This is a genomic window from Pseudanabaena sp. BC1403 (assembly GCF_002914585.1).
GTDB lineage: Bacteria > Cyanobacteriota > Cyanobacteriia > Pseudanabaenales > Pseudanabaenaceae > Pseudanabaena.
This window is the reverse complement of the sequence record NZ_PDDM01000019.1, coordinates 81876-106397: the sequence shown is the minus strand read 5'-3', so window position 1 is coordinate 106397 and position 24522 is coordinate 81876. Positions and strand designations below refer to the sequence as shown.

At 42.0% G+C, this 24522-nt stretch carries 18 protein-coding genes and 1 tRNA gene; 8 read left to right on the top strand and 11 right to left on the bottom strand.

Features of this window, described 5'->3' with window-relative positions; genetic code table 11:
• Positions 1-102: 102 nt before the first annotated feature.
• The 3 genes from CQ839_RS16990 to CQ839_RS16980 all read right to left on the bottom strand — a co-directional run bounded on the left by CQ839_RS16990 (position 103) and on the right by CQ839_RS16980 (position 3740).
• Positions 103-648, bottom strand: a complete 546-nt coding sequence (locus tag CQ839_RS16990; protein ID WP_103669480.1) for a hypothetical protein — start codon at positions 646-648, stop codon at positions 103-105.
• Between the two features lie 291 nt (positions 649-939).
• Positions 940-3447 carry a VIT domain-containing protein gene (locus CQ839_RS16985; protein ID WP_181016228.1) on the bottom strand — a complete coding sequence of 836 codons (2508 nt, stop codon included), beginning with the start codon at positions 3445-3447 and terminating at the stop codon, positions 940-942.
• Between the two features lie 206 nt (positions 3448-3653).
• Positions 3654-3740 (bottom strand) — tRNA-Ser (locus CQ839_RS16980).
• Positions 3741-4024: 284 nt separating this feature from the next.
• Between CQ839_RS16980 and CQ839_RS16975 the strand changes: the two genes are divergently transcribed.
• Positions 4025-5347, top strand: coding sequence for an alpha-amylase family protein (locus tag CQ839_RS16975; protein ID WP_103669478.1), 1323 nt, complete (start codon positions 4025-4027; stop codon positions 5345-5347).
• Positions 5348-5465: 118 nt separating this feature from the next.
• Here CQ839_RS16975 and CQ839_RS16970 read toward each other — a convergent pair whose 3' ends face one another.
• Positions 5466-6563, bottom strand: coding sequence for a WD40 repeat domain-containing protein (locus CQ839_RS16970; RefSeq protein ID WP_103669477.1), 1098 nt, complete (start codon positions 6561-6563; stop codon positions 5466-5468).
• Positions 6564-6930: 367 nt separating this feature from the next.
• On the opposite strand from CQ839_RS16970, the gene glyA reads away from it, so the two are divergent.
• The 4 genes from glyA to CQ839_RS16950 all read left to right on the top strand — a co-directional run bounded on the left by glyA (position 6931) and on the right by CQ839_RS16950 (position 12422).
• Positions 6931-8229, top strand: coding sequence for a serine hydroxymethyltransferase (glyA, locus tag CQ839_RS16965; protein WP_103669476.1), 1299 nt, complete (start codon positions 6931-6933; stop codon positions 8227-8229).
• A gap of 181 nt (positions 8230-8410) precedes the next feature.
• On the top strand, positions 8411-9751 hold the full coding sequence (locus tag CQ839_RS16960) for a leucine-rich repeat domain-containing protein (RefSeq protein WP_103669475.1): 1341 nt from the start codon (positions 8411-8413) through the stop codon (positions 9749-9751).
• A gap of 120 nt (positions 9752-9871) precedes the next feature.
• Positions 9872-11095: a leucine-rich repeat domain-containing protein gene (locus CQ839_RS16955; protein ID WP_103669474.1), complete on the top strand. Its 1224-nt coding sequence runs from the start codon at positions 9872-9874 to the stop codon at positions 11093-11095.
• The gene (locus CQ839_RS16950; protein ID WP_219817799.1) at positions 11049-12422 is read left to right on the top strand and encodes a leucine-rich repeat domain-containing protein; all 1374 of its coding nucleotides are present in this window, start codon (positions 11049-11051) and stop codon (positions 12420-12422) included. The genes CQ839_RS16955 and CQ839_RS16950 overlap by 47 nt, the downstream gene beginning before the upstream one ends.
• 187 nt (positions 12423-12609) lie before the next feature.
• Here the strand turns inward: CQ839_RS16950 and lipA are convergent, their stop codons facing one another.
• The 5 genes from lipA to CQ839_RS16925 form a co-directional block, all read right to left on the bottom strand.
• A complete protein-coding gene (gene lipA, locus CQ839_RS16945; RefSeq protein WP_103669473.1) occupies positions 12610-13488 on the bottom strand; it encodes a lipoyl synthase in 879 nt (292 codons plus the stop codon).
• Positions 13489-14369: 881 nt separating this feature from the next.
• A complete protein-coding gene (locus CQ839_RS16940) occupies positions 14370-14729 on the bottom strand; it encodes a DUF3155 domain-containing protein (protein WP_181016227.1) in 360 nt (119 codons plus the stop codon).
• A gap of 168 nt (positions 14730-14897) precedes the next feature.
• Positions 14898-15350 carry a transcriptional regulator NrdR gene (nrdR, locus tag CQ839_RS16935; protein ID WP_103669472.1) on the bottom strand — a complete coding sequence of 151 codons (453 nt, stop codon included), beginning with the start codon at positions 15348-15350 and terminating at the stop codon, positions 14898-14900.
• 302 nt (positions 15351-15652) lie between these two features.
• Positions 15653-16192 (bottom strand): hypothetical protein, encoded by a 540-nt coding sequence (locus CQ839_RS16930; RefSeq protein ID WP_181016226.1) that lies wholly within the window; start codon positions 16190-16192, stop codon positions 15653-15655.
• Between the two features lie 314 nt (positions 16193-16506).
• Positions 16507-18033 carry a GUN4 domain-containing protein gene (locus tag CQ839_RS16925; protein WP_103669470.1) on the bottom strand — a complete coding sequence of 509 codons (1527 nt, stop codon included), beginning with the start codon at positions 18031-18033 and terminating at the stop codon, positions 16507-16509.
• Positions 18034-18306: 273 nt separating this feature from the next.
• Here CQ839_RS16925 and CQ839_RS16920 point away from each other — a divergent pair, with 273 nt between their 5' ends.
• The 3 genes from CQ839_RS16920 (at position 18307) to CQ839_RS26065 (ending at position 22277) form a co-directional block, all read left to right on the top strand.
• Positions 18307-21252 carry a cation-transporting P-type ATPase gene (locus CQ839_RS16920; RefSeq protein ID WP_103669469.1) on the top strand — a complete coding sequence of 982 codons (2946 nt, stop codon included), beginning with the start codon at positions 18307-18309 and terminating at the stop codon, positions 21250-21252.
• A gap of 297 nt (positions 21253-21549) precedes the next feature.
• Entirely contained in the window at positions 21550-21900 is a 351-nt protein-coding gene (locus CQ839_RS16915) for a Spx/MgsR family RNA polymerase-binding regulatory protein (protein WP_103669468.1), read from the top strand.
• A gap of 143 nt (positions 21901-22043) precedes the next feature.
• The gene (locus CQ839_RS26065) at positions 22044-22277 is read left to right on the top strand and encodes a hypothetical protein (protein ID WP_103669467.1); all 234 of its coding nucleotides are present in this window, start codon (positions 22044-22046) and stop codon (positions 22275-22277) included.
• Here the strand turns inward: CQ839_RS26065 and CQ839_RS16905 are convergent.
• A complete protein-coding gene (locus CQ839_RS16905; protein ID WP_103669466.1) occupies positions 22239-22700 on the bottom strand; it encodes a VOC family protein in 462 nt (153 codons plus the stop codon). The two genes, CQ839_RS26065 and CQ839_RS16905, sit on opposite strands and share 39 nt — an antisense overlap.
• The gene (purF, locus tag CQ839_RS16900; RefSeq protein ID WP_103669465.1) at positions 22697-24226 is read right to left on the bottom strand and encodes an amidophosphoribosyltransferase; all 1530 of its coding nucleotides are present in this window, start codon (positions 24224-24226) and stop codon (positions 22697-22699) included. The genes CQ839_RS16905 and purF overlap by 4 nt, the downstream gene beginning before the upstream one ends.
• Positions 24227-24522 lie beyond the last annotated feature (296 nt).

Sequence of the window (24522 nt, the reverse complement as noted above, 5' to 3'; positions counted from 1 at the left end):
TTGTTCTGGTGTCATGCTTTTACTGGCCTCTAAATTATTCTATTTTCCCTCCTTTTTCTCGCTTTTTCGCAAAAGTGACATGCTCCCTTGGTGCTCGCTAGTCTATTGACTTCTTTGGTTTCTTGCGGACAAACCAATTAGTCCGATAATCAATCCAATAATGAAATGCATTAATGCAATATTTACGTATGTAGTATTAGTCCCGTATAAGGTCAAAATTAAGATTGGAGAAACAAATATTCCCAATCCGATTGTGAGCAGAATGCTCCTGGAAATATTGCGGATTAGGCTCATTGGCTTTTTAGGCTTTTGCAATAGCCATCCACCAACACCAACAGCTAATCCCATAAAGCCAGAAATTAGAGGTGTAATAGGGCTACTAATTACTGTTGAAAATAATGTTAAGACAATCAATCCAATCCCAAAGACAATTAGTCCAGTCGTTAGCAAACTGCGGATAAAGCTTTGTGATGATGTCGATGTTCTCAAAAGCCATCCGATGTAACCTAAAATCAATCCGCTAGAACCAATCAGGAATGCCATAAATGCTGCATTTGGAGATGTAACAAAGATCCATATGGATAGAACAAATAATATAGCTCCAAAGGCGATCAGCAAGATTGTAAGTATACTGCGAGTTAAACTCATTGACACTCCTAGTTTTTTGTAAACTTGAATTGTTTCGTGTTGTAGATTTTTAAGAGAATTTGCAATTATAATTCTACTCTTAAATTGAGTTTAAACCGATAGAGCGGGATTCACAGTAGTGAAAAGAGAAAATAAGCGATCGCTTCATTTACATCAATGCCACCAAACCACTGATTAGCCTAATTTGATTATGCAACGCTAAAAATACAGCTATTTCCGATCAAACAAACCACAATAAAAAATTATTGTGGTTCAGGTTTGATCGCAAAGCACTTCAAATAAAATCAGTTGTCAATTTACATTCAATGTCAAACGAATAGTACCTGTTGCTGTTGATGGGAGGACAACATTTTGTAGCGATCGCTTGATCAAATCCACAATTGTCTTATCCTTCAGCGTCGAAGCCACATCATCTAGTACGAATCTTGTCAATCTGCCATTTTGAATTGGAATCTCCAAGATTACAGTGCCATTGAATCCAGTAGGAACGCTGATTGACTGCAACTGTTGCGCGATCGCTTGTTGGACAATACTAATATCAACACCCGCAATCCCTAAGATACTCACGATTTGGACTTTTGATACAGTAGATTGTTGACTTACTTTTGATGGTTCGGCAGGAGTGTTTTCGCTATCAACCTTAGGGCTGAGCCTAATGTTAAGCTGATCCTTGCCAGTAAAAGTAGTACCGCCTTGTACTCTGACTCGCGAATTATATAGCTGAGAAGGCATAGTCGTTGGGCTTGGGGCAGCGGGCTTGAGGCTTCGACTATCGGCGATCTCGCCTGAGGTTACGCCAAAAGTTACGCCCTGAGGCATTTCTACTGGAACATTTACTGTAACCTTACCGCCGTCAGGATTGACTCGCACTTCTTCACTCACCGCAACAAAGGCAGTGTATTGAGAGAGCAAGCGATAGTTGAGAGCAGTTTGAGTCACTGCATCAACTAAAGATTTGACTTCGCCGCCAAACATCTGATTCATTAAATCTTTAATGTGGGCGCGTCCCCATAGTTGGGCAATACCGAGATTACTATTGTCCTTCTCAAAATTCACATCAAGGGTTTGCTCGTAACGCTCACCACCAGCGGCGATACCAGTGATTTTGAGTTTGCCGTTAATGCGATCGCCCTTTTTGCCAAATAATACTAGAGGCTGCTCCGCAAATAGGTCAGGAGCATTGCTAGGATAGATTTCGGGAGCCGCGCCATCACCTTCCCATTTCACTTGAATATTAGTGAGAACAGGATTATTGATTTGACGGAAGAACTTCTCGGCAACTTCCTGCGTTGGTTCATCTTGACGCACGACTCGCGATGTACCACGCCCCATTTCGGCAACACGCTCTAGCAAGTAGCGATTAACGGAACTACCAACACCGAAGCTATAGAGACGGTTACCAGGTTTAAGATTTTTCTGAACGGCAGCGATTACTTCATTGTCGTTGCCAATATAACCATCGGTAATTAGTACCACGCTGCGAATACGTCCATTAGATGATGAAGGGAAGTTAGTTACAGCATTGATGCCATTCATTAATTCTGTACCTCCATTAGCATCAACTTGATCGATATAGTTCATCGCCTTTTGACGATTTGCCGCAGTATTTTGGAGAGGATAGCTAGAAAGCTGGCGAGTGGTGCTAGAAAAATCAATAATTGTGAAGGTGTCGTTTGGATTCAATCCATTGATAAAGCGACGCATCAGTTCCCTTGATTTGATAATCGGATCGCCAGATTGGGAACCTGATGTATCCATTAAAAACACAACGTCCTTGGGTACAATTTGATCGGCACGATAGGCGATCGCAGGAATCAGATAAGTTGCAAAGTGTGAGCCTTGGTCGGTTGTGGTTGTGAGGATCGTGGGCTGAGTGCGATCGCTACTGATTTTGTAACGCACAATCAAGTCTTTGTTAGGAATGTTATCGCCAGCCGCTAATTTTAGTTGCATGGTTTCGCCATTATTCTGAACATCAATGCGATGGGAAGTGGAGTAAAGATTGCGAATGGGAACGCCTGCATCAATTTGCAAGCTCACGGTAATATCATTGCCCGATCTCGTTTCAGGTTTCAGAACAGGTGGAGTAATTCGCGAGGCATCAGGGACTTGAGTAGTATTTCCCTTTGGATCGATCGCTGTTCCTGGAATATAGCGAGGTCCCACGACCATTGGGAATACAAACTCATAATCGCCTTGCTCAAATTTCAGGCTTTCGGTGTAGCGAATCGTCACCTTGATTTGTTCACCTGGTTTGATATTGGCAAGAGATTGCGTGAAGATATTATCCCGTTCCTGTTCTAGCAAACCCGCAGTGCGTCCTTCTTTGCGGGCGCGGTCATAGATTTCCTTGGCTTCTTCACGTTTTTTGATATCCCCTTTAATCACGCGATCGCCAATCTTAATTTCCATGTCATCGACAGCCGCTTGGTCTGGCAATGGGAATACATATATGGCTTCTAAGGGTTTGTCATAGGGATTCTGAAAAGTTTGGGTGACTTCTACCCTTGAAATGTTGCCAGATATTTTTCCTTTGACATCAGTATTGGTTAGGGTGAAAGCTTGTTGCTTGCGATCGGTGGTTTGGACATACAGCCCACCAACAGGACGATCTTTGTTTGTTTCGGCGCGAGGAGTGCGATCGCTAACTGGTTCGAGAATTCCTGTTCTAACCATAGTGCTAGGATTTTGTGGAGTTTTAGCGATCGGGCTAGACTGAGCTAAGGTGCGATGAGCGATCGCACCAGCAAGGATGATCGCAGCAGGTAAGGCGATATAGATAGGCTTAATTGATTTCATAGTAATTTCGCTCCTCAGCGCCTGCATCCTTGTGTTAGGCAGTTTTGCAAGCTGTTAGTGTTTCTTGATCTTGAGTCTCTCACTCTTAGTAAGGATTAGTTTCTCAGTTGCAGTTTTTGTAACGAGAAATTATGAAACCAATGTTTATAATTTTTTGCCCACAAAAAAGCGCTTGATGCTAGGCATCAAGCACTTTTTTGCTTTTACGGAGAGGGGGAGATTCGAACTCCCGTTAGGTGTGACCCCAAATCTGATTTCGAGTCAGACGCATTCAACCACTCTGCCACCTCTCCAAATATGTTTTGTAGTGTCTTTGGTAAGCAAAGCGATTGTAATAATATCACACTATGTATGCTTTGATAGCATAAATTGCTGAATTTCAGCAATTCTCATTATGAAACCGATTTTGGTTCATCACCGTCATAGGCGATTATCTCCGCAACTTGCTTTAATTAACTGAAATGAGATCACCTGCTCTAGCAGTAAATCCTTTAAAAAATCAGTACAATGTTTCCGTCCTTTACATCCAATCAGATTTTTCGACCATTTTTTCGACCATCATAGGGAAAGAATAACCATGCGAAATGTTACTCTCCATGCCTTTAATTGGCGATATACGGATATTATTGACAACCTTGATTCTATTCGAGATGCTGGATATGGAGCGGTGCTGATCCCACCTCCACTTTACTCAGATCCTAATGGCGATCAGTGGTGGCAGAGATATCAACCTAAAGATTATCGAGTATTGCTATCCCATTTGGGAGGCAAAAAGGATCTGGAGAGGTTGATTCAGGCTTGCCATGAGAGCACTCCCAAATTACAGGTGTATGCGGATCTTGTAGTTAACCACATGGCAAACGAAGCTCGTAAAGATCATTTCGATTTTCCAGGTGCAGCCGAGCTTGAGCGTTACCAAAAACAGCCTGCCTTGTTTGAGGAGAACCGATTATATGGTGACCTCAGTAAAGGATTATTTTCTGTTTTCGACTTTAACAATGCTGGTGAGATTGATAGCGATGAGTGGTCAAATCGAGATGCAGTAATCTATCAGAATTTATCAGGGCTACCTGATCTCAAAAATTCTGACTGGGTGTTGCAGCAGCAGACCGCTATGGTAGAGGCAATGATAGAGATGGGGTTTGATGGCTTTCGGATTGATGCCATTAAACATATCACCGAGCGAATGATTGATAACTTCGCTGATAATCCTAAGTTTCGAGATCGATTTTGGTTTGGGGAAGTTTTAACAGGTAGCGATCGCGATGAGCGGATATTCCTTGATCCATTTTTAAGGGAAACTTGGATTTCAGGCTATGATTTTCCTCTATTCCAAACTATGCGCGAAGCATTTGGATTTGGCGGTTCTTTGCGGTCATTAGCTCGTCCTGAAAGCCAAAATAATGCTTTGCCTTGGAATCGATCAGTAACCTTTGTAATTAACCACGATATTCCTCACAATGATGGATTTCGCTTTTGGTTATTTGATCCACAAGATGAACATTTGGCTCATGCTTACATCTTGGGACGCGATGGAGGAGTGCCTCTGATTTATTCTGACCATAATGAATCTCACCGTTCGCAAGACCGCGATCGCTGGTTAGATGTATACAAGCGAGCGGATATGGTGGCGATGATCCATTTTCATAATGCTGTTCATGGTCAGCCAATGGTTATCCTTTATGAAAGTGACTTATTGCTAGTATTCCGCCGAGGCGCAAATGGAATTGTGGCTATAAACAAAAGTGGATCGAACCAATGGGCAAATTTCAGCACTTGGGGACTAAAAAACCCTGCTAAATATCGAGATCTCATCCATCACAATGAGATGAACCTTTCTGGAAATACGCTGTCCCTATTTGTCCCACCCCGAACAGCCCAAATGTGGTTAGCCGAATAGCTGTCGCCAAACATGGCAGCACATGGAGCGCTATGTGCTCAAGCCCAAAGTAATAAATATTTATTGCTATAAAACCAAAAAAATTGAGTGGCGGCGCGAAGCGCCGCCACTCAATTTTTTAGCGAAAACCTTTGCCCTGTGAAGATTCTGTCCATAACATTAGCTCTCCGTCGGCATTTGCCGCCGCTAATTTTTTGCCCTGTGGGTGCCATTGCATCGCTGTAATCTCGCCCATTGGCGTTTCTAGCGCTTGCACCCAATCCTTAGCATCTTTCCAAATTGCGATTCTGCCATTCTCATCGGCGGAGGCAAGTACTTCAGATTTGGGCTTGAAGGCAACAAAGCCGACGATACTGTTATGTCCTTTGATCACTTCACCTTCCCAACCGACATTCAGATCAGCATGTTTTTCCCACACAACTACATCTGAGCCACTAGAGGAAGCTAATAACGGCGAAGTTTTGCTCGATGACCAATCAAAGCAACGAATCTTGCCAGGGAAGCCCTGCATCCGCCAAGGTGAGGCATCAAAGTCAGTACCAAGCCATTGCATCACCACAACCAAATTATCGAGGGTACTAGCAACTAAATATTCACCTACCCGATCCCAAACCAGTTTGGAAGTAGCTGTCGGCATTTCAAACCGAATCGGATCTTCATACCAATCCTTAGCTGTCCATACCTTAATACCACCATCACCTCCCACCGTGAGTAATTCGCCGCTTGGATGCCATGCGATCGCTAATACTGTTGATTGCTCAAAATGCAGAGTTGTCACAATATCGAGAGTCTCCGCGCTCCAGATTTGAACGTACTTGCCTAAACTAAATGCAAATTCGGGACGAGTGGGATGCCAAATCAGATGCTCAATCCATTTTGTACCAAGATCGAGGGTTGCCGCGATCGCAGGTTGATCGCCATCTAATTTCCACACTCGTACTTTGCCATCTTGCCCCCCAGCCGCCAGCCATCGCCCGTCCGCCGAAAATCCCAGACAATCCACTGAAATTTCTGTTGGTGCTTGTAATTCAATCAGCTTTTGGGTCAGATCGTTACCTGCCTTTGCATCATCAAACAGTACTGTCTCACCCGATGCAGTGGCAGCAGCGAGATATTTGCTATTGGGTGACCATGCGATCGCGGTGACATATTCACTGAGTGTAATTTGTGATTGAGGTTTGGGATTTAGAATAAGTGTGGTCTTAGGCTTGGGCATAGTAATTATTTGGCTGTCTCCATTTGTTGGCTCCCATGGATTTTAACTTAGCGCAAAGCGCTGTAAAACCAAAAAGAGAGTGGCGGCGCGAAGCGCCGCCACTCTCTTTTTAGTCTATAGCTATAATCACTGCGTGTTAGCATACTTTTACAGATATTTTCGTTCAGGCTAATCCAGCCGAGCTTTAGCAACCATTTAAGAATTGTCTAGATCCCCCTCAATCCCCCTTAAAAAGGGGGAAGAATTAATTCTCCCCCCTTTTTAAGGGGGGCTGGGGGGGATCTCTTAGAGCTTTTAATACTCAACAAGTAATTCTTAAACGTTTTTTCAGCCAACTTAATTTCAGACAATCAAGCAGCTTAGCAAAATGACAAACTTGTTTCCCATCCTCGCCGCATCCGATCCTCTTGTCGCAGGCTTTATCGGTAAAGAAACCGAGAGACAGCGCAATAATATCGAACTGATTGCCAGTGAAAATTTTACATCCCTCGCAGTTATGGCGGCGCAGGGATCAGTATTGACCAACAAATATGCCGAAGGGCTGCCATCCAAACGCTATTACGGTGGTTGTGAGTTTGTAGACGAGATCGAGTCGATCGCGATCGATCGCATCAAAGAATTATTTGGCGCAGCCCATGCAAATGTCCAGCCTCACTCTGGCGCACAGGCAAACTTTGCCGTATTCCTGACTCTGCTCAAACCAGGTGACACCTTCATGGGGATGGACTTGTCCCACGGTGGACATTTGACACATGGTTCACCTGTGAACGTTTCGGGAATGTGGTTTAACAAAGTTCATTACGGTCTAAATCAAGAAACCGAACAGCTAGATTTTGATTTGATTCGTGATTTGGCTTTGAAACATAAACCAAAATTAATCATTTGCGGCTATTCGGCATATCCCAGAATTATTGATTTCGTTAAATTCCGTGCGATCGCAGATGAAGTTGGCGCATACCTGATGGCAGACATCGCCCATATCGCAGGTTTAGTCGCGTCAGGACATCACCCCAATCCAATTCCCTATTGTGATGTCGTTACTACTACCACTCACAAAACTCTACGTGGACCTCGTGGTGGTCTAATCATGACTCGCGATGCTGCACTTGGTAAGAAATTCGATAAATCAGTCTTCCCTGGATCACAGGGTGGCCCCCTTGAGCATGTAATTGCAGCTAAGGCTGTTGCCTTCGGTGAAGCATTACGTCCTGAGTTCAAAACATACTGTGGACAGGTGATTGCGAACGCTCAAGCTCTTGCTGCTCAATTGCAAGAACGTGGATTCAAACTGGTTTCCAATGGAACTGATAATCACTTGTTGTTGGTCGATCTGCGTTGTATTAGTATGACTGGTAAGGTCGCAGACTTGTTAGTAAGCGGCATCAATATCACTGCTAACAAAAACACAGTTCCATTCGATCCTGAATCGCCTTTTGTGACTAGTGGTTTACGACTAGGTTCTCCTGCGATGACTTCTCGTGGCTTGAAAGAATCTGACTTCCGCGAAATTGGTAATATCATTGCCGATCGCCTTTTAAGTCCTGAGAGCGATGCTGTCCAAGCGGATTGTCTGGCAAGGGTTAAAACCTTGTGCGATCGCTTCCCTCTCTATCCTGAACTTGAGTACCCAGAGATCAGCATGAAGGAACCAGCTCTAGCCATCTAAGTAAAATCCAATTCAAAAAAGGGAAGAGTCATGACATGACTCTTCCCTTTTTTTTGGATTAATCGAATAAGTCTATCGGTGATAGCGATCACGAACGAATCTGCGATCGCTCACAACTAAAGATTTACAAGAGTGATAGCGTGTTTCCATGAATTTATAAAGAAATACAGCCAAAACTACCATGAAATCCTCATTGCGCTTTAGTATCATCTCAGCCGCTACATTGCTTTTTTCGCTTCAAGTTTCACAAGCAGAGGTAGTCTTAGCCGATAATCAGAGCTTTGAGCAATGGTGTTTGCAGAAGGATTCGCTTCCAGTAGAGACTAAGAAAACTGTTGAGGTAATGCTCAAGAAGTCTGGCACACAAGACTGCAAATTGTCTGATGTGAAGCTTAATAGCCTGTCTAAACTTCATCTAGGCGGATATGAAATTATTGATATTAAGCCTCTTGCGGGTTTAACTAAATTGATATCCCTCAATCTCAATAGCAACAAAATCAGTGATATTGAGCCTCTTGCGGGTTTGATTAATTTGACCACCCTTGATCTCAATAGCAACAAAATCAGTGATATTAAGCCTCTTGCGGGTTTGATTAATTTGTCTGAACTTTATCTTCACTTCAATCAAATCAGTAGTGTTCAGCCTCTTGCGGATCTAACGAAGTTGACTGCGATCTCTCTCATTAACAATCAAATCGCTGATATTAAGCCACTTGCGAACTTGACTAAGTTGACCTTCCTCAATCTCAGTATCAATCAAATTGGTGATATTAGTCCTCTTGTAGGTTTGACTAAGTTGACTTTCCTCGGTCTCGATCGCAATCAAATCACTGACATTAAGCCACTTATGAGTTTGACTAAGTTGACTGAAGTCGGTCTTGCAAATAATAAAATAAATGAAATTAGTGCTCTTGTGAGATTGACTAATTTGAAGAGACTAGATCTCAGTGGTCTTCAGTTTGAATTCAAGCCTCTCGATGACTTGAGCGCCTTTCCCGAATACAACCAAATACGTGATGTTGCAGATCTGGCGGGCTTAGTTAATTTGACTTACCTTAATCTTAGTGGCAACAAAATCAGTAATGTTGCACCTCTTGCAAGTTTGACTAATTTGACCAACCTCAGTCTCAGCTCCAACAAAATCAGTAATATTAAACCACTTGCGAACTTAACCAAGTTGACCAACCTCGATCTTCCTTTCAATCAAATAAGTGATGTTAAGTCACTTGAAGGTTTGACTAATTTGATCTATCTCAGTCTCAGCTTCAACAAAATAAGTGATATTAAGCCACTTGCGAGTCTAACTAATTTGACTGAACTCCAGCTCAATCATAATCAAGTCATCGATATAAAGCCACTTGCGAGTTTAACTAGCTTGATTGACCTCACTCTCTCAAGTAATCAAATTGTTGACGTTAGACCACTTGCGGGTTTGACTAAGTTGAAGGTACTTTATCTTGACAGTAATCAAATTAATGACAAATCTTGTCCAATCAAGCCAGAATCTATTTGTCAGTACTAAATATTCCGTAACTCGCAGATTTATTGGTGATGGCGATCGCAAATGAATCTGCGATCTGTCGAAACCAAAGAGTGATACGATATTTTTATGAATTTTACTATAGGATAAACCAAAATCAATATGAAACCATCTTTGCACTTTAGTATTACCTCAGCCGCTATAGTAATTCTATCGCTTCAAGTTGCACAGGTTGACGCTGCTCCAACCCACCATCAAAGTTTTGAGCAATGGTGTTTGCAAAAGGATTCTCTTCCAGTCGAGACTAAAAAAACAATTGAGGCGTTGCTCAATAATGCTGGCTCACAAGACTGCAAATTAGCTGATATGAAACTCAATAGTTTGTCTAAACTTTATCTGAGCGGATATAACATCACTGATATCAAGCCACTTGCAAGCTTGACTAAGTTAACAGAACTCAAGCTTGACGGGAATCAAATCAGTGACATTAAGCCACTTGCGAGCTTGACTAAGTTAACAGAACTCAAGCTTGACGGGAATCAAATCAGTGACATTAAGCCACTTGCGAGCTTGACTAAGTTGACAGAACTCAAGCTTGACTGGAATCAAATCAGTGACATTAAGCCACTTGCGAGCTTGACTAAGTTGACAAAACTCACTCTTTACTTCAATCAAATCGCTGACATTAAGCCACTTGCGAGTTTAACCAATTTGACAGAACTCAGTCTCTTCAACAATCAAATCAGTGATATTAAACCACTTGCGAGTTTGACTAAGTTGACTGTTCTCGTCCTCAACAACAATAAAATCAGTGATGTTAAACCCCTTGCGAGTTTGACTAAGTTGACTGGTCTCTGGCTCAGCGACAATAAAATCAGTGATGTTAAACCCCTTGCGAGTTTGACTAATATGACTATACTCATTCTCAGCAACAATCAAATCAGCGAGGTTAAACCCCTTGCGAGTTTGACTAATATGACTAGACTCATTCTCAGCGACAATCAAATCGGTGATGTTACGACTCTTGCGGGCTTAACTAATCTGACTGGTCTATTTCTAAATGGGAATCAAATCAGTGATGTTGAACCTCTTGCGGGTTTGACTAATTTGTCGAGTCTCTCTCTCTACAAAAATCAAATCAGTGATATTAAGCCTCTATCAAGCTTAAACAATTTGATTTTACTCATGCTTGACGACAATAAAATTATTAATGTCAAGCCGCTTACAAATTTGACTAATTTGACTTACCTCCATCTAGGCGGAAATCAAATCGCTGACATTAAGCCACTTGTGGGTTTGACTAAGTTGACTGAACTCCATCTAGGCGGAAATCAACTTAGTGACAAATCTTGTCCAGTCAAACCAGAATCTGTTTGTAAGTACTAAATATTCCGTAGAGCGATCGCATCTGATTCTCAATCACTTCATAGAGCGATCACAATATTTATTGGTGATGGTGATCAAGAATGAATATGCGATCGCACACAACCAAAGTTTTATAAGAGTGATACGATATTTTTATGATTTATGCTGTAAAGCAACCAAAATCAATATGAAATCATCTTTGCACGTTGATATTGTCTCAGCCACAGTACTAATTCTATCGTTCCAAGTTTCACAGGTTGATGCGGCTCCAACCAATAATCAAAGCTTTGAGCAATGGTGTTTACGGAAGAATTCTGTTTCAGTAGAGACTAAAAAGACGGTTGAGGTAATGCTCAAGAGATCTGGCACGCAAGACTGTAAGCTAGCTGATATGAAGCTCAATAGCCTATCTACACTTTCGCTCAACGGGACTCAAATCAGTGATATTAAGCCACTTGCAGGTTTGACTAAGTTAACAGAACTCTATCTCGGTGACAATAAGATTAGTGATATTAAGCCACTTGCGGGTTTGACTAAATTGACTTATCTCTATCTAGGAAACAATCAAATTAGTGACATTAAGCCACTTACAGGTTTGACTAAGTTAACAGAACTCTATCTCTTAAGCAATAAAATCGCTGACATTAAGCCACTTGCGAATTTGACTAAGTTGACTTGGCTCTCTCTCAACAGCAATAAAATCATTGATATCAAGCCTTTTGTGGGCTTGACTAATTTGACTCACCTCAATCTTAGTAGCAATCAAATTAGCGACATTAAGCCCCTTGAGAGTTTGACTAATCTAACGGCACTCTTTCTTGGCGAGAATAAGATTGGTGATATTAAGCCGCTTGAAGGTTTGGCGAATTTAACTTTTCTCTCACTCAGCAGGAATCAAATCACTGATGTTAAGCCACTTGCTGGTTTAACTAATTTAATGATCCTTTATCTCGGTAAGAATCAAGTTAGTAATGTTAAGCCACTTGGGGGGGTGCCTAAGTTGGCTAACCTTTATCTCGACGAGAATCAAATCAGTGATATTAGGCCACTTGCAGGTTTGACGAATCTAACGGAGCTCTCACTCGGCGGTAATCAAATCAGTGATATTAAGCCACTTGCGGGTTTGACCATGTTGGATCGACTCTCACTCAGCGGTAATCAAATCAGTGATGTTAAGCCACTTGCGGATTTGATTCATCTAACGGTACTTTCACTCGGCGGTAATCAAATCAGTGATGTTAAGCCACTTGCGGGATTGACTAAGTTGACGTACCTCGGTCTAAGTAACAACAAAATTAATGACAACTCCTGCTCAGTCAAACCTGAATCTGTTTGCACATACTGGTAGTCCTAAAAAGGAAAGGATTTATATGGTAAAGAGGGGCGGCGCTTAGCGCCGCCCCTCTTTACCTGTTTAGCACTACCCACATACTAAACATTCCGTAGCGCGATCGCATGTTTGATGTAGGAAATAGGCGATCGCTATGTTTATATATCATTAAAACATCAGAACAATGCTTATTGTACGCCAATTCCTAGATATCAGATTTAGGATACAACTTCATTAATGCTTGAACCTGCTCTGCATGGTAGGAACTGCGCGTAAGCGGCGAAGAAACAACTTGCAGAAATCCCATCGCCTCACCAGCAATTCTCCATGCTTCAAACTGCTCAGGTGTTACAAACTCATGCAAAGTCAAATGCTTTGCTGAAGGTTGCAGATATTGACCAATGGTAATAATATCGCAATCCACAGCTCTCAAATCACGCATCACCTCCAAAACCTCTTCATAGGTTTCGCTCATGCCCACCATAACGCCTGACTTGGTATAAACCCAAGGCGCAATTTCACGAGCTCGACGTAATAGCTCTAAACTACGTTGATATTCGCCCTGTGGACGCACTCGCCGATAAAGCCTTGGCACAGTCTCCGTATTGTGATTAAGTACATGGGGACGAGCTGCCAAAATTGTTGCTAAGGCTTCCCAATTAGAGCAAAGATCGGGAATAAGAAGTTCAATAGTAGTTTGTGGCATCAACTTACGAATCTCTTCGATGCATCTTACAAACTGGGAAGCACCGCCATCGGGCAAATCATCACGATTAACAGAAGTAACGACAACATGCTTAAGCTTCATCCGTCGGACTGCTTCACCCAAATTAATTGGCTCCATCGGATCGAGAGCTTGAGGTTTTTTCTCAAAGTCAATATCGCAGTAAGGGCAAGCGCGAGTACAAGCTGGCCCCATAATCAAAAATGTGGCAGTACCTTGGTTAAAGCATTCGCCAATATTTGGACAAGATGCTTCTTCACACACAGTATTTAGCCCCAAGTCGCGCAAGACTTCTTTCACATTACCAACGCGCTCCCACTGCGGGGCTTTAACTCGCAACCAATCTGGTTTGACTGCCATATTTGTAATTACCTATATCTCTAGCCTATGCAGTTCATGCAATTTTTGCAACATTTTGTATTCTAACATTATGGAATTGTATAGAGTTTCTCAATAGGCTTTCTTTGCAGCATTTCTCATTATAAAAATCGGTTGTTTGAAAGCCCGCCGTTGGCGGGCTTTCAAACAACCGATTTTGGTGTTTCCAGCGCCGAAGGCGCTGGAAACACCAAAATCGGTTTCATAATGAGAATTACTGCTTTCTTTGCTTGAGAAAAAATTTTTAGCTTTAGCTTTAACTTTTTAAATCTCCCAAGTTTCATATATCTAGTTCTTACACTCAGTAAATTCCATGTTAAATCCCAAAGACTTGTCGCTAAGTGGCTGATCTGCGTATTTTTTGGGTTTAATGTCTAATACCAAAACACAAAATGGCTGCGCCACTTTGTGTCTTTAAAACCCTTACAGGGTTTGTTTTTTAATTCGCAGAAGTGTTGTCACACTTTTGTGAATTGGGATAAAAGCATAGTAGAAATGCAAATACAGCACTTTATACCGTATCTGAATCGAGTCGTAAAAAAAATCCAGAAGTGACATTTCACTTCTGGAAGATGTAATAAAACAGTTCAGCAGGTAATATCTGTACAAATAAATAAAATCCCCATTTTCCAGCTACATAAATAACTGTAAAATTTTTAAGTATATTTAACTAGACAACAAATCAAATATACTTAGCAAATGAATTTACTTTTTACAGCAATTTATAAATAAATCCAGATTTCTTCAAATTGCCACGGTGGACTCCGCTTGTAGAAGAAATAAGGATCTATATATAAAAATGCTAAAAAAGTGACCAATACAAAAACCGAGATTTTTGGTTACTCTGATCGGACGATAAAAATTTATCTACAGCCAACCAGTGCAACTTCTCTTTCTTCGGGTGGTTTTAGACTAGGGAACAAGAAGTGATTTTCTTCAACATACTGTGCTCCAAATAGTCCTTTTTCTGCCCAAAAGTATCGATCTGTTGTGTGCTCGTTACGTCTTACAAGCAACAGTGCTGGAGGAAGAATGCCATGTGTATGAATGTACTTTCGTGCAGCCGTCACGGGCTTGTCTTCACCGCTATCGATACTAAATTGAGGAATATGTTCTAGGATTTTGCGCCCTTCTTGGCGACGTCTACTTTTGCGCTTACGTCTCCTTGCCAAATTGATACCTCCTAATTTAGACCCTGAAATGCGATCGGGATTACAAAACATTGTTATTATAGCTAGGGTAAATAAAAAATTTCAACTTTTCTTTACAAATTTTTGTCACTAAGTATTTTCTATACTATAGCTTGATATCAATTTAAAACCCAGAAGCTAGAGGCAGTGCGAGGTATATCTCTCTATTTTGCTTAATTGATAGCTGTAACAAACTTGACATTAATTTGCTGCAAAGTGGTTTAGAGCTTCGGCAAAATCTCGAACCCCCCGAAATTGTCGGTATACTGAAGCAAATCTCACGTATGCAACCTCGCTGACATCTTGTAAATATTGCAACACCATCTCGCCAATTTCCACGCTCGAAACTTGATGGCAATCGCGTACTTGTAGTTGCGCTTCGATTTCGTCAATAATTGATTCTAGAGTTGTTTGTGATACCCCCGTTTTTTCACAAGCTCGAATCATGCCTCGCAAAAGCTTAGAGCGATCGAAAGATTCACTGGCTCCATCTCTTTTTAAAACTGTAATTGGTACAAACTCAATGCGTTCGTATGTAGTAAACCGACGCTGACAATTAAGACATTCGCGTCTGCGTCGAATACTACAGCCTGCCTCTGCCGAACGAGATTCTAAAACACGGCTATCGGTATGCTGACAAAACGGGCAGAGCATGACATATCTCAAAATTTAGTGTGTAGAACATAGCGCATAGCAAAGCTTTACTCTATCTATAACAACTGTAAATTATAGTGGTCAGTTTCGCCCAACCAGAAGATTTTTGTCAGCTATTCTCATTTTAAAAATCAGTTTTGCGGACTTTCATCAAAACCGATTTTAGATTTTTCAGCGCCTACGGCGCTGAAAAATCTAAAATCGGTTTCATAATTAGAATTGCTGGATTTTTGTTGAGAGTGTTGCAAAGCAACACTCTCAACAAAAATCTTCTGGTTTTATTACAAAGCTTTCCTAGGGAACTATGGAGTGTACCCCAATGATAGCCATTTTAGAAGTTTGGGCTGGCAATATAATGGCTGCTCTTTGCAATATGTATTAGTGTCATAAACCATCAGAGAATCAGGGTTGATTGGGGCAATGTACTTCAAGTTAGCTCTGACATAGCACTCGCCAAGTTGATCAAAATTTGCAGGCTTTGCTGGGTAAGCCAACTCATTCTGTAAACCTCTAACCCTTAGCCAAGGAACACCTTCTTTGTCTAAAACGATCGCATCACTAGATGAGTCAGGAGGTTCGGCGCTATGCAGATTTGGATTTCCCTTGAAAACCGCAGTCATGATCGCACCTCTTTGAATTCGCGACCTAATTTGTCCATTCGGTGTGTATCGACAATTTAAAGCATAATCTTCTACACCAGATCCCATTGGCTGTACGACTAGCCATTTGCTAATGGTATAGAAACCACGATTGCCACGCTGAAAGGCGGATCTAAAGTCTCCATTACTATCAGGATTGGGGACTTCAGCAACTTGTGCGATCGCTGCATGATTACTCAACATTAGAGAGCTAATTGAGCTTGCGGTTATTAATAGGAGAAATAGGCTACGCAAATTTAATCTCATATTTTTATCCTTGATAGTGTTTATACAAATTCACAAAAGTGTCGGCACACTTTTATGAATTAAAAAACTAAATCCAGTAAGGGTTTTAAAAGACAAAATGGCGTACATTTTGTCTTTTGGTATTAAATGGCATTGTGCAGAGATGTAAACCAAGATTTTTATTAAAAGTTTTGCTTTGCAAAACTTTTAATAAAAATCTTGTGGCTTTCTAAGTTGTCATTTGCTGTGCGCTCAACGGTTAGGCTAAAAAATTAGGACGAACATCGATATAAAGTAGCCATGCGCTCTAAATTTTTGTTGGGATCGCGAAGCAAAAATGGCAGGTGCCCAACAGGTGGAGACTTGAAATTGGGCTGCCGACCTTCGATATATTCCCACCGTGAAGTCTTGCGATCGTAGGCAGTATCGATCGCTAGTTCGCCAGATGGACTGAGCCAACCAATATTTTCGTATGTTTTACGAATATCTTTAGCAAAATCTTCGTAAATCTTTTTCTGAGCAGTTAATCCCTGTTTGCCATTGCTTGCCTGTGTCCATAGTTGATCGATTAAAACTAGATCCGCACAAGTAATCCGATTAAATTCATCGGGGTGAAATGTCCCGTCAATATCAGATTGGCTTCCTGCGGCTTTGAGAAGTAATAAATAGGTTTCATGATCGGCAGCTTTCCAGTCTTTCTCTTTGAGATAGATACTTAGTTGCCCATAGTTAGCCTTGCGGTCTAGTATAGGTGCTGCTGAAGTCTGAACTAAAGGAGAAGGTGAAGTCTCAGGTGTAGAGATAGAAGGACTAGGACTAAGGCTGTTAATTGGCAGACTATTGCTTTTAAGCGGGTTCCATCCTGTACTAAACAGATAAATTCCACCAGTTAAAGCTAACAAGGCGATCGCGGATGTCAATAAGAGAGGATTTGACTTAACCTCTCGATCATCAGTAATTCGGGGGGAAACTGTACTTAATTTTGGTAGTTTCGCGATATCTTTCAGAACTTCATCAACTGTCTGATAGCGATCGCGGGGATTGCAACGTGCCATCCGATCTAAAACTGCGGCAAATTCACGACTCACTTTGGCATAGCTGCGCCAAGTAATCTCATTATCGCGATCTCTTGGGAACTGGCTAGGATGCTTACCAGTAAGAGCTTGCAGAGCCAGCATTCCCAAAGAGTAGATATCACTATTTGATACAGATTGACCGCGTTCTTGTTCGTAGGACATATACCCAGGCGTACCAATTGGTAATGTCACTTTTGCTTTATGATGGGCGCTAGCAACTTCCATTTGGACTTGCTTGACAGTACCAAAATCAATCAATACCAGTTTGCCATCGCTATGACGACGAATCAAGTTGCTAGGTTTGATATCGCGATGAATGACATTATATTTATGAACGAATTGCAGGATTTCTAATACTTCTTTGACAATTTGGGCAACTCGCGCTTCTGCCATTTGGCTTCCAGGAGACATTTCCTTACTGAGTGGATGTCCTGCGATAAATTCTTGAACGAGATAGAATTCTTTGTTTTCTTGGAAATATGCGTAAAGTTGAGGGATCAGATCATGTTTTCCCAATTCTTGTAATGTTTCGGCTTCGGCTTTAAATAGTTCTAGAGCCTTTTGGGTGAAAACAGGATCATCAATAGTGGGATTAAGATGTTTGACCACGCATTGAGGATTTTTTGGCAAGCGCGTATCTTCAGCAAGATAAGTTTGCGAAAAACCTCCTTCTGCTAATTCTCTGATAATGCGGTAGCGGCGATCAAGTAGCTTGCCTAACATATTGGCATTATACAGCAATATTCGATCAAACCCAAACCACAAAGATTATTGAAAGCTTTGATTGGCAAGACTTTCAATAATCTTTGTGGCGTTTGTTGTAGTCTTAAGATTTCGCGAAAGCTTCTGGTGCTAGGTTTATATTTGTAGTGATTTTCATTTTGCCTACGGCAAAATGAAAACTCAAAAATCTTACTGGGATTGAGTTTTTGTTTTCAAATGAGTACATACTCATTTGAAAACTGCGATATGAGGAATTAATAGGAGTAGACCAGCATGGCATCACTTCACCAGCCACTATGGGCTTTGTCCTTTGAAGAAGTCTACGAATCTCTTGGCACTAGTGCTAATGGATTATCGCAGATAGAAGCGCAATCACGATTAGAGAAATTTGGTGCAAATGAATTGCCTGAACCTGCCCATCGTCCTTTGTGGCTGCGGTTTGCCGATCAGTTAACTCATTTTATGGCTCTCCTACTCTGGATCGCAGGGATTCTAGCCTTTATTTCCCGTACTCCTGAACTCGGTTGGGCAGTTTGGTCAGTAATCTGGATTAATGCCATCTTTAGCTTTTGGCAAGAGTTTCAAGCAGAGAAAGCATTATCAGCTCTCAAAAAAGTTTTGCCGATGCAGGTGAAAGTTTATCGAAACGGTGAACTAAAGCAAATTCCTGCGAGAGAACTGGTGCGTGGCGATGTCATGCAACTGGAAGAAGGCGATCGCATTTCCGCAGATGCGCGGTTGATATCGGCAGAAAGTTTGTATCTAGATGTATCGGTAATGACGGGAGAATCTTTACCCGTAGCACGAAGTCCTTATCCAGTGAGGTTGCGCGAGACAGTGTCAGTGCGTGGCGGTAAAACGATGCTACGTCAAGGCGAACAGCCGATGCAGGAAAAAGTGAATCCATCAGAAATTGCCAACCTTGTGTTGGCAGGCTCAATGGTTGCCGCAGGGCGAGCAGTGGCAGTTGTCTATGCAACGGGCGCTGAGACAGAGTTTGGACAGGTCGCCCATTTAACTACAGAGGTAAAGCGTGAGCCCAGTACGTTAGAAATTCAAGTTTCGCGAATTGTGCGAATTATTACCGCGATCGCCCTTGGTATGGGTGTGACTGTATTTGCGCTCAGTTATTTTCTGATTGGGATGGATGTGACTGAGAGCTTTATTTTTGCGATCGGTATTATCGTCGCAAATATCCCTGAAGGTTTATTACCGACAGTAACGCTCGCACTTGCCCTTGGAGTGAAAAGGATGGCGCGGCGTAATGCCCTTGTCCGAAGGCTCTCGGCAGTGGAAACCCTCAGCGCAACTACGGTGATTTGTACCGATAAAACTGGCACATTGACAAAAAATGAAATGACGGTGCGCTATCTTTGGTTACCGACAGAACCAACAACCTCTGATCATCCAAATCCCCAATCTGAAGATGTTAATAATGTTCTAAAAAATCGGCTTATTGAAGTCACAGGTGCAGGTTACGACCCCACTAGTGGCAAAGTAAACATTCCCGCAGATTCTGAAACTGCTCGTAAAGCCAAAGTTTTGCTGATCGGTTCGGCACTTTGTTCTAATGCGCGTTTGGTGCATCTCAATGCCCCTAGTCGTTGGCAAGAAATTGGTGATCCCACTGAGGCGGCTCTATTAGTAGCAGCAGGAAAAGCGGAACTAAATTTAGAAGATTTACAAAAGCAGTACCCACGCTTACGAGAACTTCCATTTGACTCACGCCGCCTAATGATGACGGTAGTGTTAAATTGGCAAGATTCGGAACTATGGTCTAGCGATTTTCCCAATCTCGCCTTCACTAAAGGCGCACCGTTGGAAGTTCTCAAACATTGTCACTTGATTTTGCGCGATGGACAGGCTCAAGAATTAACTCATACCTATTGGGCAGAGGTCGTCAAAGCCAATGATGATTTGGCACGACAAGGATTTCGGGTGTTAGGTCTAGCGGCGCGTCAAGGTGGGCAGGAACTACTAGATCTCAAAGCTCAGGACTTAGAGCAAGATTTAATATTTATCGGTTTAGTTGCCATGTTTGATCCACCACGAGAGGAAGTCCCGAAAGCGATCGCCCAATGTCATCAAGCTGGCATCAAAGTCACAATGGTTACAGGAGACTATGGACTCACTGCGGAAGCGATCGCCCGTCAAATTGGGCTGGTTAGCGGCAAAGTGCGTGTGGTCACAGGTGAAGGCATGGAACATCTCTCGGACGCACAACTAAAACAAGTAGTAAAATATCGCTTTGGATTAGTATTTGCAAGAATGTCACCTGAACATAAATTGCGATTGGTACAGGCTTACAAAGATATCGGTGAAATTGTTGCGGTGACGGGGGATGGGGTGAATGATGCTCCTGCCTTGCGTGCCGCCAATATCGGGATCGCGATGGGTCAAAATGGTACAGATGTCGCACGAGAAGCGGCGGATATTGTCTTGACTGATGATAACTTTGCTACGATTGTGGTCGCGATCGAGCAGGGTCGGGCAATTTATCAGAATATCCGCAAGTTTATGACCTATATTCTTGCCTCAAACGTGCCAGAGATTGTGCCGTTTTTAGGTATGGTTGCTTTCAAGATTCCTCCCGCGTTAACGATTTTACAGATACTTGCGGTGGATTTGGGCACAGACATGGTTCCTGCCCTAGCGCTAGGAGCGGAAACTCCCGAAGCTGGAATTATGGATCGTCCACCCCGTCCTAAGCAAGAATTTCTACTCAATGTTCCTTTACTACTCCGTGCCTATCTATTTCTAGGCATGATCGAGGCAGTTCTATCGATGTTAGGCTTCTTTATTGTTTGGTGGAGCTACGGCTATTCTCTAGGAGATTTGCAACAAGTCACACCAATGATTCTCTCTCAAACTGCCGATCCCACAGTGACCGCTATCTATCGCCAAGCGACAACTGTTACTCTTGCGGCGATCGTTGCTTGTCAAGTTGGCAATCTATTCGCTTGTCGTTCTTATTGGAGTTCTATATTCCGTCAGTCGCTATCAAACAATAGTTTGATCTGGTTGGGAATCACTGTTGAATGTGTTGCGCTCTTCGCATTTATCGACTTTCCACCATTCAGACAAGTATTCGGAACTGCTTCCTTAGCAAATTGGCATTGGTTGATTTTGCTAACCTGTCCACCGATCTTGATTGCTATAGAAGAACTTCGTAAACTATTTCTTTGCCGAAATCATCGGCAGCATTCGCGATCGCTATGATTCAGTAATACCAAAACACAAAGTGGCGCAGCCACTTTGTGTTTTTAAAACCCTTACAGGATTTAATTTTTAACTCACAGAAGTGTTGTCCCACTTTTGTGAATTGGTATAATTCTCATACTAATTGTGATAATGAGAATTGCTGCCTATGATTGTATGCGTATCGAGGGTTGCTATAAATACCATACAATAGCTGTAGGTAGTCAAAGCTGCCTTGTAATGTTTTATCTGCCACTAAAGGATTGGGCTTGCCTATCCCTGTATCTTTTTTTAACAAGTCATAATCCGAGAAAATTTATGTCTATTCAAGTTTATGGCATACCCAATTGTGGAACCTGCAAAAAAGCGATCGCTTGGTTAGATAATCAAGGAATTGCCTACGAATTTATCAATACCAAAGACTATCCGCCATCTCGAACTGCGATCGCCGAATGGGTAAATGCATTAGGGGAAAGAGTAATGCGAAACACCTCTGGACAATCTTATCGATCGCTTGGCACTGAAAAAGATACATGGTCACACATTCAATGGATTGAAGCCTATGCTAAAGATTCAATGTTGTTGAAACGTCCTTTATTTGTCAAAGATGGCAAGGCGATCGCGATCGGATTTAGAAACCCTGAAGAAATCAAGCAAAAACTAGCCTAAAAATCAACCTAAAAGAGGGAGCGTTCTCAGCGCGCTCTCATTCTCAAGAGTGATAGTAATTCTTGCGTCAGCTAACGTAATATTAGATTAATAATTTAATAGGTATTAAATTATCTGTAAAAAATCAATATCGGTACAAAAATATGAGCCAAAGACTCAAGCGATGGGAATCCCCACGCAAAGAAGGTCGAAATGATAAAGGTAAGGGCGGATCTGCTCGCCAACGCCAAAAGAAAAAGCAAATGCAAATGCTTCGTAAGAAGTTAAAAGCAGGAATTAATCCTAAACAAAAAAGAGATGGTGCTTGCACCATCTCTTTTTTGTATTTTGCCAACAGATTAATGCGAAACCACAGGAACCTGTTGAGCAAAGTCTGAATCTCCGACTTTGTTGTAATCAGTCTCACCAAAAATTGCATTTTCAAATTTGTAATGCTTGAATTCTAAAATGTTGCCTGAATTATCAGCCAAGAAAAAGGTTCGATGCTCTAAAGGAGTGTCCACAAAGCGAATTTTTGGTTTTTGATAAAACTTAAGACGCTTATCATGAACTTTTTCTAACAGAGCCATCCAGTTATTTTCGGAATAAAAAACTAACCCGAAATGTCGCGGATAGATGCCACGTTGAGAATCTATATTCTCGTGATCAACATGCGCTACCAACTGGTGACCATACAAACTCATGATCAGCGAGTCGCTTGACTCGCGTCCTGCCAAACAACCCAAACCATCAATATAAAAAGCCTTGGTGCTTGGAATATCTTTAACTGGAAATGCGAGATGAAAGAGGATCTTGGTCATGTTGCCGTATTTTCTAGCATAAGTTTGGTGCGCTTGAGTTTATCAGGAACTTCAATCGGATATTTCCCAGTAAAACAAGCTGTGCAAAAATGCGCGGTATCAATTTGTGTCGCTTTTAACATTTCGTCGTGACTGAGATACGCAAGCGTATCGACCTCAATCTGTTTAGCGATCGCCTCGACAGAATTGTGTGAAGCAATCAAATGATCTTGCGAGTCCGTATCAATACCATAAAAACAAGGGTGAGTAACGGGCGGCGAAGAAATACGCATATGTACCTCAATTGCACCAGCCTCACGCAATGCTCTTACTATTTTACGACTCGTCGTTCCCCTTACGATCGAATCATCGATCACAATTACCCGTTTACCCTGCAAAACATCCTTGAGGGTATTGAGCTTCATGCGGATTCCTGATTCTCGCATCGCTTGGGTTGGCTGAATGAAAGTCCGTCCCACGTAACGGTTTTTGATCAAAGCCTCACCGTAAGGAATCCCTGACTCTCGTGAAAATCCGATCGCCGCAGGAATACCTGAATCTGGGACACCAATCACAATATCGGCTTCTACAAAACTTTCTCTAGCTAATGCGCGACCGATTCGCAGTCTGTAGGTATAAAGACTTTCATCATGCATCACACTATCAGGTCTTGCAAAATAGATCATCTCAAATACACATAGCTTTGGCTTAGCCTCCTCCCATTGTAAAGATTGAATCCCATTCTCGATCGTAATTATCACCAGTTCCCCAGGAAGAACCTCACGCACATACTCAGCGCCGATAATATCTAAGCCGCATGTCTCAGACGACAAAACATAAGAACCATCTTCAGTTTTGCCAATTACCAAAGGACGTACACCATAGGAATCTCTTGCTCCTGCGATCGCATTAGGCATCGCCATTACTAAACTAAAAGCTCCATGACATCGACGCAGTGCCGTTACAATCGCCTCTTGCCAATCCTTACCTTCTTCTACTGCCTCACTAACGGCAAAAGCTATTCCTTCAGAATCAGTAGTTGATTCTAGTGCGTGACCCTGAGCTGACAGTTCGCCGCGTAACTCTGTCGCGTTGACTAAATTGCCATTGTGAGCAAGTGAGAAATCACCCAGTCTGGTATTAACAACAATCGGTTGAGCATTGCAAACCTTGCTCGAACCTGTAGTCGAATAGCGATTATGGCCAATTCCTAATGCTCCCTTCATTTCAGCGAGGATAGTTTCATTAAATACTTGGGCAACTAATCCCATCGCTTTATATGTATGGGTCGTCCCATGCTCATCGTAGACGGTAATACCTGCTGATTCCTGACCACGATGTTGTAAGGCATACAGTCCAAAATATACAAGTTTAGCAACATCCCCTTCTGCCGCTAATACCCCAAAAACACCACAAGCTTCCTGTGGTTTGTCAGCCTCAATTTCATTGCCATCATTAAAAACTAGATTATCAAAATCTCTATGATTTATAAGGTTTTCAGGCATCTCATCGGCAAAAACAGAATGGTCAGAATGGTCTGGCAACATAGCAGTTATACGCAATACATTAGTTTGGGTAGAAGAGAAAAGCCCCTTACTTGATCGTACCAGTGTTAAGCATTTCTTAACCAAAATTAATAAACCAAACCCAAAAGATAGAGTGCACCGCTTCGCGGCGCACTCTATCTTTTGAGTTTTAATTTGTCCTTCTGCCCTGTAAACTTAATTACGAGGTTGTGTAGTAAGACACAACAAAACTTATATTTTGCTTTCTGGTTCTAAAAATTTCTAGAACGTAACAAAGTCTTAATAGTTATAAATTTTAGGTAAATAGGTATTTCTAC

Bases quoted from the DNA above. Each gene is read 5' to 3' on its own strand.
- nrdR (WP_103669472.1), bottom strand. From the start codon at position 15,350: ATGCTCTGCCCGTTTTGTCAGCATACCGATAGCCGTGTTTTAGAATCT.
- lipA (WP_103669473.1), bottom strand. From the start codon at position 13,488: ATGGCAGTCAAACCAGATTGGTTGCGAGTTAAAGCCCCGCAGTGGGAG.
- CQ839_RS16975 (WP_103669478.1), top strand. From the start codon at position 4,025: ATGCGAAATGTTACTCTCCATGCCTTTAATTGGCGATATACGGATATT.
- CQ839_RS16940 (WP_181016227.1), bottom strand. From the start codon at position 14,729: ATGTTTTGTAATCCCGATCGCATTTCAGGGTCTAAATTAGGAGGTATC.
- glyA (WP_103669476.1), top strand. From the start codon at position 6,931: ATGACAAACTTGTTTCCCATCCTCGCCGCATCCGATCCTCTTGTCGCA.
- CQ839_RS16925 (WP_103669470.1), bottom strand. From the start codon at position 18,033: ATGTTAGGCAAGCTACTTGATCGCCGCTACCGCATTATCAGAGAATTA.
- CQ839_RS16915 (WP_103669468.1), top strand. From the start codon at position 21,550: ATGTCTATTCAAGTTTATGGCATACCCAATTGTGGAACCTGCAAAAAA.
- CQ839_RS26065 (WP_103669467.1), top strand. From the start codon at position 22,044: ATGAGCCAAAGACTCAAGCGATGGGAATCCCCACGCAAAGAAGGTCGA.
- CQ839_RS16990 (WP_103669480.1), bottom strand. From the start codon at position 648: ATGAGTTTAACTCGCAGTATACTTACAATCTTGCTGATCGCCTTTGGA.
- purF (WP_103669465.1), bottom strand. From the start codon at position 24,226: ATGTTGCCAGACCATTCTGACCATTCTGTTTTTGCCGATGAGATGCCT.
- CQ839_RS16905 (WP_103669466.1), bottom strand. From the start codon at position 22,700: ATGACCAAGATCCTCTTTCATCTCGCATTTCCAGTTAAAGATATTCCA.
- CQ839_RS16920 (WP_103669469.1), top strand. From the start codon at position 18,307: ATGGCATCACTTCACCAGCCACTATGGGCTTTGTCCTTTGAAGAAGTC.
- CQ839_RS16985 (WP_181016228.1), bottom strand. From the start codon at position 3,447: ATGAAATCAATTAAGCCTATCTATATCGCCTTACCTGCTGCGATCATC.
- CQ839_RS16955 (WP_103669474.1), top strand. From the start codon at position 9,872: ATGAAACCATCTTTGCACTTTAGTATTACCTCAGCCGCTATAGTAATT.
- CQ839_RS16930 (WP_181016226.1), bottom strand. From the start codon at position 16,192: ATGTTGAGTAATCATGCAGCGATCGCACAAGTTGCTGAAGTCCCCAAT.
- CQ839_RS16960 (WP_103669475.1), top strand. From the start codon at position 8,411: ATGAAATCCTCATTGCGCTTTAGTATCATCTCAGCCGCTACATTGCTT.
- CQ839_RS16970 (WP_103669477.1), bottom strand. From the start codon at position 6,563: ATGCCCAAGCCTAAGACCACACTTATTCTAAATCCCAAACCTCAATCA.